Source organism: Sorangium sp. So ce363, assembly GCF_051520435.1.
Taxonomy (GTDB): Bacteria; Myxococcota_A; Polyangia; order Polyangiales; family Polyangiaceae; genus Sorangium; species Sorangium cellulosum_B.
The window spans coordinates 347302-362632 of sequence record NZ_CP150333.1 but is presented as its reverse complement, the minus strand read 5'-3'; the positions used below and the strand labels follow the sequence as shown (position 1 = coordinate 362632).

General features: G+C 70.7%; 15 protein-coding genes. 10 read left to right on the top strand and 5 right to left on the bottom strand.

The window, feature by feature from the left end; translation table 11 throughout:
- Positions 1-8: 8 nt before the first annotated feature.
- The gene (locus tag WMF12_RS01430; protein ID WP_437860494.1) at positions 9-1085 is read left to right on the top strand and encodes a hypothetical protein; all 1077 of its coding nucleotides are present in this window, start codon (positions 9-11) and stop codon (positions 1083-1085) included.
- Between the two features lie 175 nt (positions 1086-1260).
- Here WMF12_RS01430 and WMF12_RS01425 read toward each other — a convergent pair whose 3' ends face one another.
- Positions 1261-2553: a hypothetical protein gene (locus WMF12_RS01425; protein ID WP_437860489.1), complete on the bottom strand. Its 1293-nt coding sequence runs from the start codon at positions 2551-2553 to the stop codon at positions 1261-1263.
- A 216-nt stretch (positions 2554-2769) separates the two neighbouring features.
- Positions 2770-3432: a transposase gene (locus WMF12_RS01420; RefSeq protein ID WP_437860481.1), complete on the bottom strand. Its 663-nt coding sequence runs from the start codon at positions 3430-3432 to the stop codon at positions 2770-2772.
- Between the two features lie 248 nt (positions 3433-3680).
- Between WMF12_RS01420 and WMF12_RS01415 the strand changes: the two genes are divergently transcribed.
- Positions 3681-5231 carry an ATP-binding protein gene (locus WMF12_RS01415; RefSeq protein ID WP_437860470.1) on the top strand — a complete coding sequence of 517 codons (1551 nt, stop codon included), beginning with the start codon at positions 3681-3683 and terminating at the stop codon, positions 5229-5231.
- A 54-nt stretch (positions 5232-5285) separates the two neighbouring features.
- Here the strand turns inward: WMF12_RS01415 and WMF12_RS01410 are convergent, their stop codons facing one another.
- The 3 genes from WMF12_RS01410 to WMF12_RS01400 all read right to left on the bottom strand — a co-directional run bounded on the left by WMF12_RS01410 (position 5286) and on the right by WMF12_RS01400 (position 9250).
- Positions 5286-6377, bottom strand: coding sequence for a hypothetical protein (locus WMF12_RS01410; protein WP_437860456.1), 1092 nt, complete (start codon positions 6375-6377; stop codon positions 5286-5288).
- A gap of 234 nt (positions 6378-6611) precedes the next feature.
- Entirely contained in the window at positions 6612-7607 is a 996-nt protein-coding gene (locus WMF12_RS01405) for a hypothetical protein (protein WP_437860449.1), read from the bottom strand.
- Between the two features lie 137 nt (positions 7608-7744).
- Positions 7745-9250 carry an RNA polymerase sigma factor gene (locus WMF12_RS01400; protein WP_437860437.1) on the bottom strand — a complete coding sequence of 502 codons (1506 nt, stop codon included), beginning with the start codon at positions 9248-9250 and terminating at the stop codon, positions 7745-7747.
- Between the two features lie 124 nt (positions 9251-9374).
- On the opposite strand from WMF12_RS01400, the gene WMF12_RS01395 reads away from it, so the two are divergent.
- From WMF12_RS01395 to WMF12_RS01360, 8 genes are all read left to right on the top strand, one after another.
- Positions 9375-10067, top strand: a complete 693-nt coding sequence (locus WMF12_RS01395; protein ID WP_437860429.1) for a DNA-binding protein — start codon at positions 9375-9377, stop codon at positions 10065-10067.
- Between the two features lie 152 nt (positions 10068-10219).
- Positions 10220-10741, top strand: coding sequence for a Uma2 family endonuclease (locus tag WMF12_RS01390; RefSeq protein ID WP_437860421.1), 522 nt, complete (start codon positions 10220-10222; stop codon positions 10739-10741).
- Between the two features lie 229 nt (positions 10742-10970).
- Positions 10971-11162: a hypothetical protein gene (locus tag WMF12_RS01385; RefSeq protein WP_437860413.1), complete on the top strand. Its 192-nt coding sequence runs from the start codon at positions 10971-10973 to the stop codon at positions 11160-11162.
- A 64-nt stretch (positions 11163-11226) separates the two neighbouring features.
- Positions 11227-11973, top strand: a complete 747-nt coding sequence (locus tag WMF12_RS01380; RefSeq protein WP_437860406.1) for a radical SAM protein — start codon at positions 11227-11229, stop codon at positions 11971-11973.
- Entirely contained in the window at positions 11970-13046 is a 1077-nt protein-coding gene (locus WMF12_RS01375) for a radical SAM protein (protein ID WP_437860386.1), read from the top strand. Before WMF12_RS01380 ends, WMF12_RS01375 begins: the two co-directional genes overlap by 4 nt.
- Positions 13043-14035 (top strand): class I SAM-dependent methyltransferase, encoded by a 993-nt coding sequence (locus WMF12_RS01370; RefSeq protein WP_437860368.1) that lies wholly within the window; start codon positions 13043-13045, stop codon positions 14033-14035. Before WMF12_RS01375 ends, WMF12_RS01370 begins: the two co-directional genes overlap by 4 nt.
- 11 nt (positions 14036-14046) lie before the next feature.
- Positions 14047-14664, top strand: a complete 618-nt coding sequence (locus tag WMF12_RS01365; RefSeq protein WP_437860350.1) for an AAA family ATPase — start codon at positions 14047-14049, stop codon at positions 14662-14664.
- On the top strand, positions 14658-15266 hold the full coding sequence (locus tag WMF12_RS01360) for a Uma2 family endonuclease (RefSeq protein ID WP_437860334.1): 609 nt from the start codon (positions 14658-14660) through the stop codon (positions 15264-15266). The genes WMF12_RS01365 and WMF12_RS01360 overlap by 7 nt, the downstream gene beginning before the upstream one ends.
- Positions 15267-15331: the final 65 nt, after the last annotated feature.

Here is a 15331-nt window from a genome sequence, read left to right as displayed (position 1 = left end):
CCACAGCCATGATTCCCTCGACAGTCCATGCCCCCCGCGCGATCCGTCGCGCCCGCCTCGCCCTCGCCGCGGTCGTGCTCGGCTCGGCCGCCCTGCTCGCGCCCTCGGGCGCCGCCGCGCAGGGCGCGGGCGGCGATCCGACGCTCGCCCAGACGTTGTTCGAGGAGGGGCGCCGCCTGATGGAGGCGAAGTCGTACGCACAGGCGTGCCCCAAGCTGGCCGAGAGCCAGCGCCTGCGGCCCGGCACGGGGACGCTGCTCAACCTGGCCCTGTGCAACGAGGGGCTCGGCAAGACGGCCACGGCGTGGGGGCAGTTCAAGGAGGCGCTCTTCGCCTCGAAGAAGGAGGGCAACGCCGCGCGGGAGGCGTTCGCGCAGGAGCACATCGACGCCCTGGAGCCGAGGCTCTCGAAGATCCAGCTCAACGCGGAGAACACGCCCGGCCTTCTGGTCCGCGTCGACGGCGGCGACATCCCCGCGGCCGCGCTCGGCACGCCGATCCCGATCGATCCTGGGGCGCACGAGGTCGAGGCGACGGCGAGCGGCTACACGGTCTGGTCGACGACCGTCCAGGTCGGCGAGAGCGCCGATCTGAAGGCGATCGCCATCCCGAAGCTCCTGCCGGTGGCGCCGACGAGCAAGCCCGCCGGGCCGCAGGCGCCGCCGGCCGGCGGCACCGTCGGCGGCCGCAACGGCGGGCGCGGCCTGCAGACCGCGGGCTTCGTGATCGGGGGCGCCGGCGTGGCGGTGCTCGGCGTCGGCGCGGTGTTCGGCATCCTCGCCGCGGGGCAAGCGAGCGACGCGGAAAAGGACGAAACGCTCTGTCCGGAGAAGCTGTGCACGCCGGAAGGTCGCAAAGAGATCAACGCGGCGGAGACCAAGGCGCTCGTGTCCACGATCGGCGTCGGCGTGGGCGTCGCCGCGCTCGCCGCGGGGGCGGTCCTCGTGCTGACCTCGGGCCCATCGAGGGCGGAGGGCGCGAGCGCCGCGGGTGCGCGGCAGGGCTCGCCAGCGCGGGTGCACGCGCGCATCGTGCCGCTCATCGGCCCGGAGGGCGGCGGGGTCGGGGTGCTGGGCGCGTTCTAGTTCCGCTCGCCAGAAATCCGGCCAGGGATGGCCGGCCGAGCCTACGGTGCGAGTTGAGCCGACCCTGATCTCGGTCTTGCACTGGGGGGCGGCTGCTCGACGGGGAGTTGTTCGCAACGTCGCGCTACGTCGAGTGGGCCGTGCGTCTGGAACCCCCGCCTCCCGAACAGCAGAGCTAGTAGAAGTCCGGGTGGACGCAGACGTCGACGTCGTTGCCCGGGAAGCCGAACTGCTGGCCGACGTTCTCCTTGCACTTCAGGTTGCCGCGGCATGTCGCGTGATTGCTGGGATTGCAATCGCCGTCCCCGAGCGCGCACGGCTCATCCACCGTGCACCTGCCCGAGACTGGATCCTTGCTGTCGTTGTAGGCCTTGGTGCCCGGCATTCGCGGCAGATCGCACACGTCGACCCAGTTGGGCTCGCCGATGGCGAACCCGACGTCCGGGCGGCAGACCAGGTCATCCCGGCAGTCGTCGTGCGTGTCGCAGTCCCCCTCGTAGAGCTGGCAGCCGCCGACCGAGGCGCAGTACCCGCTCGTGCTGCTCGACTGGCGGGTACCAGGCTCGACGCACAGGTCGTAGCTGGCGGGCAGGCCCACGAGGTCGCCGATGTTCTGGCCACAGACGAGCCCGGCCTTGCAATCGGCGTCGGAGTCGCAGTCGCCCTCTCCGGCGCCGCACTTGCACTGGGGGGTGCAGAAGGCGGCGTCGGGCTCGCTCGTGTCGAACGGCCCGCATGCCATCGCGTTCAGGAGCCACTCGCCGAAGCTGGACGTGTGGATCGCATGGCCGCTCCCTATGTGAATTCCCTCGAGGGTGCTTCCGTTGTTCGGGTCTGCGCTGTACCAGATGGGGCCGCCGGAGTCGCCCGGTTCAGACGTGATGCCGTCCACCAGGATCCGAGATTCGTACGTCGGGTCCGGCGAGACGTGCCCGGTGTCCCTCGAGAACGTCCAGGTCCCGTTCATCCTCGCGCTCTCCTGGAACACGTCCCTGTTCGCTCGGAGCATCTGGAAGCTCACGTCAGCGATCAAGGGCGAGGGGCCCGCGAGGCGAGCGAACACGATGTCGACCGAGCCGTAGTTGTTGACGGTGCCGAGGTTCGATTCGGCAATCGGATGCCAGTAGAGCTTGTCGACGTTCGAGGGGAAGTCGTTGTTGGTGACCACCGAGTAGAGGGTCGGATCCGTATCCAGGACGCAATGGCTGGCCGTAATGGCCCAGCCTGTATCGATCGTGGGGCCGACGGAGTCCGGGATGACCACCGCGGAGCAGATGGTGGTTCCGTTCATCCTCCAGCGAGCGACGAGGTCGGACAGCTGCCCGGCGAAGCCGCTGGTCAGGGGGGACTCGGACGTGAGCAGCTCCTCCGTGCCCAGCGCGCCGGGGCCTTCGAGCTCCCCGGTCTCGGAGGCACAGCCAGCGAGCGCCGCCGCGAGCATGGCGAACCAGAGCCTATCGATCTTCATCATTCTCAGTACCTCGCCGTCGTCCCCCGACGGGACTGACCCGGATGGATGACCACACGCCTTCTCCTCTGCATACGGCCGGAGCGCCTCGCCGTCGGAGCCATGGCACCGCAAGCCGCGGGGCGAACACCACCTCTTCTGTGCGTGGATGAGTCGTCGAGATGGCGTCGCCCTTCCGAGAGCGCTGGAACGCAAAGCAACGTACGTACCAGGCGCCTACATCTGCTTTTCCGCCAGCCCATGGCGCCCGGGGAGAGACCTCGCGGGCCGCCGCCGCGGTGTCAGCCGGCTCAGATGGCAGAGGAGCCACGAGATGTCACGGCGCACCGGGGCGATGTCACGTGACATGTCATGGCGCACCGGGGCGATGTCACGTGACATGTCATGGCGCACCGGAGCTCCGCCCGACCGGGATCGAGGTCCTGCGCCTCGGCGACGGGCATCGATCCCCACGGCGTAGTCGAGCCCGAGCAGGCGCACAGTCTCCCGGAACTCATGGGCGTTGCCGTAGAAAGAGTCGGCGAGCACGATGTCGCCGGGGATCCCCTCGCGCACGGCGCGCTCGAGCATGCCGAGCGCGAAGTCGATCTTGCTCTTGTACTGCACGGCCGCAGGAATGCGGGCCTCGCGCCGTCGCGCCGGCTCCTCGGCCCAGCTCCGAGGTAGGTACAATTCGAAGTCGGCAGGCTCGGGCAGCGAGCGGCTCGATGCTCTTGCGCTCCGCCTCGCCGAGCAGCCCCATCGCGTAGATCGCGAACGACTCGCGCCGCAGCGGATGGGCCAGGATGGCCCCGATGTCCGAGAAGTAGGCGTCCAGCCGCCGCTGAGCGGCAGCGTCCATCGTGTACTCCACGGTACTGCGGGCTGCGTCGCGCCCATCGGGCGGCACGCTCCGGTCCGCAGAAAGGCTCCAGCTTTCCGGGACATTCCTGAGGCAGCTTCGGCTCATCCCGCCCGGTCGTGACACAGTGGTGCTAGCGCCGGGGCGCGGCAGACGCCGATCGGCCGGGGCCTTATGCGCCGGCGGGCCGAGGGCGGAGACGTCGCGCCCGGTGACGGTCACTTACGCGCCAATCAGGGGGTGTCCTCACGTGACATCCGCGCCGGCGGGCGCTCGCTTTGTAGCGATGGATGACGCCGGCCCGCTAGCAAAGACCTCCGCTGCCTCCCGGCTCCGCAGCTGCAAGCGCGACGTGCTCGATCGCTGGACGCGCCGGGTGCTCGACGATCCCAGGGCGCCGGCGCCGCGGCGGGGCGAGCGTCCGGTGCTCGTCGACGCGGCGCCGGCGCTGCTCGAGCACCTCATCGAGGCGCTCGCGGCCAGCCGGCTCGCCGGCGAGGACGCGGCGCTCCGCGGCGCGTACGAGCGGGTCGAGGACCACGCGCGCCGCTGCGTCACGCGGGGCCGCTGCATCGAGGCGGCGCTGCGGGAGCTATCGCACCTCCGGGCCGCGCTGCTCGAGGAGTGCGTCGCCCAGGGCATCGCGCTCGGGGTGGGGGAAGCGCAGGTCCTCCACGCGCTGGTGGACGCGAGCATGTGGACGAGCGCCCTCGAGATCGAGCGGGCGACGCGCGCCGCGCTCGAGGACAGCGGCGCGCGCCTGCGGCTCGCGACGCAGGCCGGCGGCGTCGGCGTCTGGGATTACGACACGGTGACCGGCAAGCTGCGCTGGGACGACCGCTGCCGGGAGGTGTGCGGGCTGGAGCCGGCGTCGGACGTCGATTACGAGCTCTTCCTTTCGGCGATCCACCCGGACGATCGCGCGCGCGTGCAGGAGGCCGTGCTGCGCTCGCAGGCCCAGGAGAGCGGCGGCGAGTACAGCATCGAGTACCGCCTCGTGGGGATCCGCGACGGGATCGAGCGCTGGGTCTGCGTGCAGGGGCGCACCTTCTTCGACGCGACCGGGCGCAGCGTCCGGATGATCGGCACGGCGATCGACATCTCCGATCGCAAGCGGGCGGAGGCTGCGCGGCTGGACGATCTCGCGTTTCGCGATCGATTCCTGGCCGCGCTCAGCCATTACCTGCGCACGCCGCTCACGGCGGTCACGCTGGCGTCGAGCACGCTGGTGCGCCACGGCAACCTGACGCCGCGCCAGGCGACGAGCGTCGAGGGGATCGCGGCGAGCGCGCGCCGCATGGCGCGGACGATCGACGACCTGCTCGACCTGACCCGGAGCTGCTTCGGCGACAGCATCCCGATCGCGCGGAGGCCGGGGAACCTTCATGTCCTCTGCAAGGGGGCGATCGACGAGCTCCGGGCGACGCGCGCGGGGGTGCCGATCCGGCTCGATCTGCGGGGGAGCGGCGCGGGGCTGTGGGATCCCGAGCGGATCGCCCAGATGGTGACGAACCTGGTGCAGAACGCGGTCGACCACGCCGAGCCCGGGAGCGCCGTGCGGGTGGCGATCCGGCCGCGCGGGGGGGACGTGCTGATCGAGGTGCACAACGAGGGCCCGGAGATCGCGCCGGAGCGGCTGGCGACGCTGTTCGAGCCCTGGCAGCAGGCGTCGCCCGCGGAGGGGCGAGCGAGCGCGGGGCGCGGGCTGGGGCTCGGGCTGTTCATCGCGCACCAGATCGCGCGGGCGCACGGCGGGGTGATCGAGGTGGCGAGCCAGGCGGAGCGGGGGACGACGTTCACGGCGCGGCTGCCGCGGAGGGGAGCGGCGAGGGGCTGAGGGACGGCGCGGACGCGATGTGCCCTTGCGAGAGGACTTCCGGGAAGGAGCCTTTCAGGCCGTGCAGCAGAAGGTGGATGGCGCGCTCGCCTGGAGCTCGCCTACGGGGTCGCCACCGTGCGGCGCGCACGCGCCCGGCTCGACATCCGCGATCACGGCCGACTTGCTCCCCAGGCCTGCGCCGGGAGGCGTCACGACGCAGAACGGGACGCTTGAGCTGACGAGGTTCGACGCGAGCAGATCCGTGCAGGCGGCGTCGCGGAACACGGACGCCATGAGGGTGCATGAGGCGCCGGTCGGATCGCCGCAGCCGCAGGCGGTGCACTCGCGGCCGTCGATCACGTCCTCGAAGAAGACATGCCTGACCGCGTACCCCTCCGGACAGCTGGCGTCGTCGCCCTCGTGGTAGATGCAGGTCAGGAAGCCCGACGGCGCCGCTGGCACGCACGTCGTCGCGTCCTCGCACGCAGTGTATGCGCCGGCGAGGCACGCCCTGGCCCGCGTCGCCCACGGATCCAGCCTGGGGACAGGCGGCGGGGCGTCGAGGCGCGGCGTGCACGCGCCGGTCGTGACCGAGGGCGCCGCGATCGTGAGCGACTGCACGCAGGGCTCGCCGTCGCAGAGCTGATCTTCGGGGATCGGGTTCGCCGCGGTGCACGCGCCGTCCCAGCCGTCGGACGCGGCGAAGGAGGTCATCACGGCGCCCGGCTCGTCGCCGGGGCACGCGGATGAGGATGCCGCCCAGCCGGTGGGGAGCGCGCACGAGGCCTCGGGCGGATCGCACGCGCAGATCGCGCAGTCCATCGGCGGCTGCTGGAGATCGGCGAAGCCTTCGTAGCCGAGCGTGGGCGCGTCGGCGGGGCAGTCGGGGACAGCTTCGGGTGGGCCGAACCAGAGCAGCGCCGGGCCGAACCAGCCGAGCGGCGCAGGCGGGGTGCACTGGCCGGAGCACAGCGAGCTGTGCATGTCGCCGCCGGCGCCGCCCTGACCGCCGGCGCCGCCCTGACCGCCGGCGCTGGCCTCACCGCCGGCCACGCCTTGGCCACCGGCGCCGCCCTGGCCGCCGTCCGCTCCGGCGTCGCGCAATACGCCGCAACCGGACAGATTGTGCTCGATCTCTTCGGGCAGACAGGGACCCGTGATCACAATCGGCTCTTGTTCACAACCAATGCACAACAGCAGGCCTGAGAGAGCCAAGTAAAACTTGCGCATCGCTGTGAACCTACCTGACCGCGGGTCTACGGCGCAAGAGGCGCATTCACGATGCTGCACCATCAGCCCCAGCGCATTCACGGATCCGAGCATCTTTCTCATCACCACTTGGCTATTCACGTATTTACGGCGCCGTTGCCGTTTCCGTTCGTTTTGTTACCGGATCGCTCAAAAGCTCGCATGTACACCTAGCCCGAACGCCACAGAGACGTTCGGTGCGCTCCACAGGGCGCGCTCAGATCCAGGAGCACCTGGATGACGATCGATCGCCGTGTCGATCAGGGTATGTACGACGTCGGTGTATCCGCTCGTCGAGAAGCTCTCAGAGAAGGGCCAGTCGATGCCGATTCGTGCACCAAGTCCAGCGCGAAGATTCAGCCGCGACGCTCCACCCAAGGGGACGTCGGGGGAAGCACGAAGCCTCCCAAACTCCGAGAGGCCGCAGGCGAAAAGAATCTGCCGATGATGGCATAGCGCAATGTTCGTCGTCAGAAGAGACACCGCCATGGGAACCTTATCGATTGTCTTCGGCAGCGAAGCGAGCGCACGGACCTCCAGCGCGACCGACCACGCTGGCCAGCGTGCCCCGACGGACAGCGCCGGCCCAGCGGCGAGACCGGGCGTCATCCCGAGGCCCGTCACCGCGCCCAGGCCGGCCACCCAGCGGAAGCGCTCCCCCGCAACCGGCGGCGCGCTGCTCCGGGGCGGCGCGCGCACGGGCGACGCCGTGCGCGGGGGTGATGACGGCGCAGGGGCCGGCTTCGGCGGGCAGGGCCGTTCCGGCGAGCAGGGCTCCTCGGGCGGCGCGGGCGGCGAAGCGGGTTTCGCCGGTGCAACCGGTGGTGCGGGGAGCTCGGAGGCGTCGTCGAGCAGCAAGGCGATCGACAGGGCCATGGCGGTGACGAGCACCTTGCAGTCGTCGCGCGCGCTGAACCCGTCGGCCCAGCGTCCGTGACCGTCGCCGTCGCGGAGGAACAGCGATGCGGCGAGCTTGCCGCGCCGGCGCTCGATGGACGCCGTCATCGTGAACGGAGCCTCCGCATCATAGGGGTCGACACCTCCCATCGCCCGGGCCGTCTCTGCGCGCAGGAACTGCTCGTCCGGGCAATCCTCGGCGCCTGGCCCGCGGATGAACTCGATCCGCACCGGAAGCGGCGTGGCCATGGGCTCGGCCCGGACCGGTGGGACGCCAACGACGGAGCTCGTGGCCGCAGTGATCGAGGCGAGGGCTGCGTGGACCGCCCTCTTCATGTTCGCGCTCTCGCCGTGCGATGTCCGGCGCACGTGCCTCGTCCGCGCGGTCACGGAAGCTTCTGCCCCGCCGCGCTGCCGGCCGGCGTCGCCTGCGCCGCCGCCGCCTTCGATCGCAGCCGCTCGCGCATCAGCTTGAGCTGCCCCTCGGGGAACCGTCGCTCGTGGGCGGCGATGCGCTCCAACGCGGTCGCCCTGTCGCCCCGCAGCAGCGCCTGCCTGGCAGCGTCGAGCAGCTGCAGCTCGTCGGCAAGCGGCTCTCTATCCTGGTCGGAGGGAGCGTGCTGCTCCGGTACGGCGGGTTTGCGCTGGCGGAAGACGCCCGCCGGCGTGGGCGTGGGCGCTCGAGAGGGTGGAGCTTCCTTGTCCGAGATCGCGTCGGATCGCGGCGCATCGGAGCGGGGCCTTCCGCCGGGACCCGTCTCGGGTCGCGCATCGGGGTGGACGGCACGCGAGAGGAGGAGCGGTGTCGCGATCGGGCCCAGGCGGTGGGCCCAGAGGGCCGGCGCTGGCGCGAGCGCGGCGAACAGCGCGGCGCCGCCGACGCCTGCCGTCGCCCACGCCAGCGCCGGGCGGATGAACCGGGCGAGCGAGCGCGCGACGCGAGCGGCGCGCCGGGGTCGGCCTGCGACGTCCTGGGGTTCGAGATCGCTCGGCAGCTCGGGACGGGACGCGGGCGCGTTCGTCTCGACGATGGCGGAGGCGCCGGAGTGGACGGCCGGCGACGCGGCGGAGCGCGAGGAGGCGAGGGAGAAGAGCGGGACCATGAGCAGGCCGGACCGGAGCGCGCGCTGCTCCTCGGGGCGCAGGCGCTTCACGGCGGAGCGGAAGTCTTCGCGCGCGAGGCGCAGCCGACTTGAAGCGGTGTTCTCGTTGAGCTCGAGGGAGCGCGCGATCTCGCGCAGCGGGATCTCGACCATGTCGGCCATGATCAGGATGGCGCGCCGTTCGGGTGCGATCGTCGCCAGCAGGCGGGTCGCGATCGCGATCCGCTGGTTCGTGGCGATGCGCTGCTCGCTGCTCGGCGCGACGTCGGCGCCCTCGAAGAACGCCTCATCCGCAAGGCCCACCGGCACCTCGAGGCGCCGGTAGGTGCGCTCCAGATGGCGCCGGACCTTTCGCCAGGCGATCCCGAAGAGCCAGCTGGACTCGGCTCGCCAGCGAGGGCCGAGGCCGTGCGGGCGCGATGGCCGAGAGGGATTGCCCGACGCCGGCAGAGGGAGCGCCGCGGGGTCGTCCTGCTCCTGCTGCTCCTGGGCGGTGTCCTCGGCGGCAGCCGGCACGGCGGACACGAAGTGCTGGAGAAGCGGCGAGGCGGCCGGCGGCAGCGAGGCAGAGCCGGGTGCTGCGGCGGGATAGGCGGGGTTGTACCGGGGGAGGCTGGTGTAGGCGCCCAGGAGGACCTCCTGGGAGAGGTCGTCGATGTCGTCCTCAGCCACGCCGAGGTAGCGGAGCATCCCCGGGAGCACGTGAACAGCGGTCGCGTGCATCGACGTCCAGGTGCTGTGCTGGACGAGGTCGGCGGGAGGAGGCGGGAGGGGAGAGAGATGGCTCATGCTTAGAATTGCGGGGGATTCTCGTGATCGTCACGGAATCGACGGCGGCGGGTGCCAAGGGGCGACATCCAGCGCTCCGAGGCCATGTCTTGTCCCTGGGGGACAGCACGGCTAGGGACGGGGAATGCGCAAGACCGTTTCGACTCGCAGCATCGTCTCGATCGCCATCACCACCTGCCTCCTCGCGACGACGGCCTGCAGCTCTGGCGAAGAGTCGCCTGCTCCGGACGAGGAGGTCGTGGTCGCCATCTCCGAAGCCCGCGGCCTGGCCGAGGGCTCCACGGCGACGGTCGACGGTGTCGTGACCGTCGCGCCCGGCACATTCAATTCGGCGACCGGCGAGCAGGGCTTCGCCCTGCAGGACGACACCGGAGGCATCTACGTGAGCCTGCCCGACGCGCTCGATCTCGACCTCGACACCCGGGTGCGTGTCACGGGGACGCTCGGGCAGACGGCCCAGCAGACAGTGCTCAACGCCAAGGCAGCCTCGGTCACCGAGCTCGGCGAGGCCGGCGCCGTCGGTCCGAGGGACGTGACGACCGGAGAGGTCGGAGAGCCCGTCGAGGGCCTGCTCGTGAGCGTGGGCGGCCGCGTGACCAAGGCCGTCGAGGACGACCAGCCCTACGGCTTCAAGGTATACATCGACGACGGCTCGGGCGAGATCCAGGTCTTCGTCCATATCGTGGACAGCCAACCTGTCATCGACACCGCGTCGCTTAAGGTCGATCAGGACATCACGGTGACCGGCCTCGCCGCGCAATACGAGGCGACCTACGAGGTCGCGCCGCGCTGGACAGCAGACCTCGTGGCGCAATGAGCGAGCCGGCCGGCGCGCCGACCCGACCCTGCGTGCGCCTTACCGCCTTGCTCCGCTGTGCGCCCCCGGGCAGACTTGGCCCCTATGGGCCAAGCCGCCGAGAAACAGCGCCGCGCCACGTACACGACCTCGAAGCCGTTCCGTCGCACCAGGTGGCAGAGCTCGTCAGCGGCACCCTGCACGTGTTCCCCCGGCCGGCACCGCGACATGCACGGGCGTCGTCCAGGCTAGGCATCAAGCTGGGCGGACCGTTCGACCTGGGCGACGGAGGGCCCGGCGGCTGGCACATCATCGACGAGCCCGAGCTGCGCTTCCCCGACCCAGGCGCGCCGGGCGAGCTCGACGCGCTCGTGCCCGATCTCGCCGGCTGGCGCCGCGAACGCATGCCCGAGATGCCCGACACGGCGTACTTCGCGCTCGCCCCGGACTGGATCTGCGAGGTGCTTTCCCCTTCGACGGAGGGCGTCGACCGCGACGACAAGATGCCGATCTACGCACGCGAGGGCGTGCGGCACGCGTGGCTGGTCGACCCGATCGCCCGGACGCTGGAGGTCTACGTGCTCGGCGCGGATCGCGGCTGGGGGCCCGCCGTCGTCCACCGCGACGCCGCCCGCGTCCGCGCCGAGACCTTCCACGCCATCGAGCTCGATCTCTCGGTCCTCTGGGCGAGGTGACCTGCAGCCGCGCTGACCTGTCCGAGCTGACCTGGACCGAGCAGCGATGGTTGTACTCCTGGCCGAGGGGACACAGGGTGTTCCGAATCGCCTGTCCGATCTCTTTCGTCGGCCCGGCGGCGGTGCCTAGCACGACTGCGGCGCACCACCAGGCATGGAAATTCAAGCACTTAGCTCGCTATTTCCAAGGCAGTTACTATGGAGACGTCGACACCCGATTCATCTAGGCATGCGAAACGATGTATTTCAGGCATGTTCGGAGTGCCCTTTCCGCAACGCGCGGCTTCTCCACCCCGATCAGCGCCCTCGCATCGCCGCGAGCCTCGGCCTGCGCCTCACCTTCGCCGAGCCCGTCCGCGGCCCCATCGCCCTCGGTTACGCCTCCCACTTCGGCCTCGGCGCGATGGCCCCGTCGCCGTGATCCGCTTCCGCGGATCTCCTTCATCCCCTCCCCCCGCCGCCGTATCCTCCTCGCAGGAGGCTCCATGCCGACCGCGACGCGCCCCCAGAACGCCACGCTCACCGGCGCGCTGCCGCTCGACCGCCCCACGGCGGAGCGGCCGCACCGGCTCTACGTGGCCACCTCGAACCACTGCAACCGCTCCTGCCCGTGGTGCTGCACCTGCTCGTCGCCCCGGGGGCAGACCTTCCTCGCCCTCGACCGCTACCTCGCGAGCTTCCCGGCCGAGGGCCCCTTCGAGGTGCAGCTCGAGGGCGGCGAGCCCACGATCCACCCGCACTTCGACGAGATGGTCCGCCTCGCCCGCGCCGAGCCCCGCTGCGCGCGCGTCGTCGTCGTGACCAACGGCGTCGAGATCCCGCGCGATCCAGCTGGCCTCGACGCGTGGCTCCAGAGGCTCGGCGAGCCCGCCACGATCAAGCTCTCGGTGAACCACCACCTCCTCGAGCACGATAGCGGCCTGCTCGCCCTCGCGTGCGCCCTGCGCGAGCGGCTCTCCGCGCTCGGCGGCGATCGCCAGCTCGTCCTGAACGTCCGGCTGCGCAAGACCGAGGCCGACGGCGACGCGTGGGTCGTCGAGGCGGTGCGCGACGCGGGGCTCATCGAGCTCGCCAACGTGTTCCACCTCCAGCGCTATGGCTTCGCGCAGAAGCGCGACGACTGGGACGAGCCTTTCCTCGTCGGGACCCATTTCACGATGCTCAACCCGGACGGCAGCGCCTTTGGCCCCGACCTCGTGGCGCGCTCCGACGCGATGAGGAGGCTGCCGTGAGCGCACGTCCCTTCCGCGACGAATGGCGCCGCCTGAAGAGCCGCGCCTTCGATCTCGAGGGCAACAGCACGGCCGGCGACACGGTGCGCTTCGACCTGTGGGGCCGGCCAATCGAGGTCTATCGCAACGCGAACTTCTCCATCTACAGCCGTCAGCCCTGCAACGCGAAATGCCACTTCTGCGTCGAGGAGCTCAGGCCCGCGTCGCGCGGGCGCAGCCTGTCGGTGCAGAAGACCGTCGAGGACGACGACGGGCGCTATTTCGATGCCATGGCGGCGTCCCTGGAAGCGCTCCGGCCGCTCGATCCGACGATCTCGGTGACCGGCGGGGAGCCGAGCCACGATCCGCGATTGCCCCGCATCCTCGCGCTCGGGCAGGCCCACCGGGGCCGCAAGCGGACGCTCACCACGAACGGCTCGGGGCTGCTCCAGCAGCGCGAAGGAAAGCGGGTGATCGACTGGATCGTCGAGACCGGCGTCCAGCACCTCAACATCAGCCGCGCCCACCCCGATCACGACAGGAACGCACGGCTGATGGTGATGAAGGACGGCCTCCGCGCCGACGAGCTGCGCAGCGTCGTGGCGGCGGCGACGGCGGGCGGCACCCGGGTGCGCCTCTCCTGCGTGCTCCTCGACGGGCAGATCGACGCGGTCGAGCCCATCGTCGGTTACCTGCGCTTCGCCCGGTCGCTCGGCGTGGACAACGTGATCTTCCGGCAGCTGATGAAGACCGACCCGACCGCGGTGGTCGAGAACCACGTCGTCAAATACAGCGATCGCGCGCGCGTCCGCCTCGAGCCGCTCCTCGACGCTCTGAGCGCCGACGCGCGGTTCTCGTTCGAGCGGCAGATCGTGGGTTATTACTACTATGTCGAGGTGTTCCGCTTCGAGGACATGGATGTCGTCTTCGAGGAAGCCGACCTCGCCCAGCTCGAGGAGACGAAGCGCTCTGGCCCGGGCATCGTCCACGAGCTCATCTTCCACCCCAATGCGAGGCTCGCCTCGACCTGGCAACCCTGGGACGGCGTCCTCGGCCCTCCTCCTTCGATGCGCGCCTCGCTGGCCACGTCATGACACCGCTCGTCATCCCCCTTCCTTACATCGGCCGGAATCTGCTCTTCCTCGAGGAGGTCCTGGACGAGCTCGAAGAGCGCGGCACTCCTCCCCCTCTCCTGTTCCGCGCGAGCGAGGCGGACAAGCTGGCTCGCCTCCTCGATCACGGCACCGACCGCGCAGGATACCCCGGAGAGAGGGCCTGGACCGACGGCCCGGATCAAGGGCGGCCGATCCGGCACGAGGACGTGATCTTCGCGACGACCGAAGGCGAGATCCGGAGTGGGGAGCGGGAGCCCGAGCGGTCCACGTCGCTCAAGAAATTCGCCGTGATCGAGCGGCCTCTGTTCATCGCCCACGACGCCCGCTGCTTCGTCAAGCTGTGCGACAGGCAGTACGAGTACCGCGATCCGGCGCAGAAGCGAGCAGCGCTGCTCGCCCTGTTCCCGGTGACCCGGGTCGCGCCCATCCAGGGCTGGTTCTCCGAGGAGGAAGGCCTCGCCTACCGGGCGCTGGTGCGCCCCATCCGGGGCGGCGCGATGGTCGAGGTGGGCTCGTGGAAAGGGCTCTCCACGGCGTACGTCGGGCGGCTCGCCGCGAGGAACGGGGTCGCGCTCCATTGCGTCGACACCTGGGGAGGATCGAGCGACAAGTACGCCGACAGGTATCGCGCCATGCTCGCCTCGGAGGACGTGCCCGGCGCGTTCAGGGCGAACATGGCGGCGCTCGGGATCCAGCCAGACGTGCTCCGGATGGCGTCCACGGACGCGGCGGCGCGCTTCGCCGACGCCAGCCTGGATCTCGTGTTCCTCGACGGCTCGCACGACCGCGCGGCCGTGCTCGCCGATCTCGAGGCCTGGTGGCCCAGGCTCAAGCCGGGCGCCGTCCTGGCCGGCCATGACCACAACGAGGATCACCCGGGCGTCCTGGGGGCCGTCGCTCACTTCATGTCCCGCGCCGGGCGGGCGATCGAGCGCGGCGCAGGCTCGGTGTGGTGGGCGCGGCGCTAGGTGGGCTGGTGATGAGCAAACCTCTCTTCGTGGCGACAGGGGCCTATTCGTGCGGCAAGACCACGACGCTCCGTCACCTCGCGTCCACGCGGGGCTACCGCGTGCACGGCGAGGCGCACCGGCGCGTGCTCGACGAGCTCGGCGCGCGCACCCACGGCCACGCGCCGGACGCGCCGTTTCGCCCGATCGAGGCGCCGGAGCACCTCTGTCCGATGTGCCGAAAGCGGGAGTTCGCCGCGCTCGTGCTGGAGGCCCAGAAGAAGATCGAGGCGGACGCGCAGGATGGAGACTGGCTGGAGCGCGGGTACCTCGATCCGGTCGAGTACTACCTGCGCACGAGCGGAGAGGCGGAGTACCCCTGGCCGGAAGGCGAGCCCGCGTTCGAGCGCTATGCGCTGGTGTTCCTGTTCGCCGTGATGCCGGAGCTCCAGGAGCCGCGCTGGGGCAAGAGCAGAGAGGCGCGCGCGGCCGAGGCGGAGCGGATCAACCAGCGGCTCGGCGCGCTCTACCGCGATGCGGGCTTCGAGGTGATCGACGTCGGCCCCGGCGCGGTGGAGGAGCGAGCGGAGCTCCTGGCGAGCCGCGCGCGGCTCATCGAGCGTGCTATCCTGGGCGCGAGCCCATGGTAGCCGCCGCGCACATGCCGCTTCCGTCCTCGACCGTTCCTGCGGGGGAGCAGCGGTTCGTGATCCACGGCGTCCCCTGGCAGACCTACGTGAGGCTTCGGGACGAGCTCGACACCCCTGGCCTGCGGATGACCTTCTGCGAGGGAACGCTGGAGCTGATGAGCCCGTCGACCGAACACGAAGTGGCGAAGACGACCATCGCCCGCCTCATCGAGCTCTTCGCGCTGGAGCGGGACGTGCCTCTCTACGGCTATGGCTCGACCACGTTCCGGCGCGAGGCCAGGTCACGCGGCCTCGAGCCCGACGAGTGCTATTGCGTTGGCGGCACGCTGAAGGAATTCCCAGAGTTCGCGATCGAGGTGGTGTTGACGAGCGGCGGGCTCGACAAGCTGCCTGTGTACAGCGGGCTTGGCGTCCGCGAAGTCTGGTTCTGGGAGCGCGACGCGTTCCACATCCATGCGTTGCGAGGCGAGCAGTACGAGCCCATCGCGGCCAGCGAGCTCATTCCGGATCTGGATCTCGTCGCGCTCGCGCGCTTCGTGCGCTGGCCGGATCAACACGAGGCGGTCAAGGCGTTCCGCAGCTGGCTGCGAAACGGAGGCTGAGGCCGCCCCGCCGTCAGCCCACGGCCATGCCCGGCGCGCCAGGGCGCATGGCGCGGCGGCGCGGG

What these genes read in the sequence shown, in the direction of transcription:
- WMF12_RS01430 (WP_437860494.1), top strand. Translation starts at nt 9, where the DNA reads ATGATTCCCTCGACAGTCCATGCCCCCCGCGCGATCCGTCGCGCCCGC.
- WMF12_RS01425 (WP_437860489.1), bottom strand. Translation starts at nt 2,553, where the DNA reads ATGAAGATCGATAGGCTCTGGTTCGCCATGCTCGCGGCGGCGCTCGCT.
- WMF12_RS01420 (WP_437860481.1), bottom strand. Translation starts at nt 3,432, where the DNA reads ATGGGCGCGACGCAGCCCGCAGTACCGTGGAGTACACGATGGACGCTG.
- WMF12_RS01415 (WP_437860470.1), top strand. Translation starts at nt 3,681, where the DNA reads ATGGATGACGCCGGCCCGCTAGCAAAGACCTCCGCTGCCTCCCGGCTC.
- WMF12_RS01405 (WP_437860449.1), bottom strand. Translation starts at nt 7,607, where the DNA reads ATGGCCACGCCGCTTCCGGTGCGGATCGAGTTCATCCGCGGGCCAGGC.
- WMF12_RS01400 (WP_437860437.1), bottom strand. Translation starts at nt 9,250, where the DNA reads ATGAGCCATCTCTCTCCCCTCCCGCCTCCTCCCGCCGACCTCGTCCAG.
- WMF12_RS01395 (WP_437860429.1), top strand. Translation starts at nt 9,375, where the DNA reads ATGCGCAAGACCGTTTCGACTCGCAGCATCGTCTCGATCGCCATCACC.
- WMF12_RS01385 (WP_437860413.1), top strand. Translation starts at nt 10,971, where the DNA reads ATGCGAAACGATGTATTTCAGGCATGTTCGGAGTGCCCTTTCCGCAAC.
- WMF12_RS01380 (WP_437860406.1), top strand. Translation starts at nt 11,227, where the DNA reads ATGCCGACCGCGACGCGCCCCCAGAACGCCACGCTCACCGGCGCGCTG.
- WMF12_RS01370 (WP_437860368.1), top strand. Translation starts at nt 13,043, where the DNA reads ATGACACCGCTCGTCATCCCCCTTCCTTACATCGGCCGGAATCTGCTC.
- WMF12_RS01365 (WP_437860350.1), top strand. Translation starts at nt 14,047, where the DNA reads ATGAGCAAACCTCTCTTCGTGGCGACAGGGGCCTATTCGTGCGGCAAG.
- WMF12_RS01360 (WP_437860334.1), top strand. Translation starts at nt 14,658, where the DNA reads ATGGTAGCCGCCGCGCACATGCCGCTTCCGTCCTCGACCGTTCCTGCG.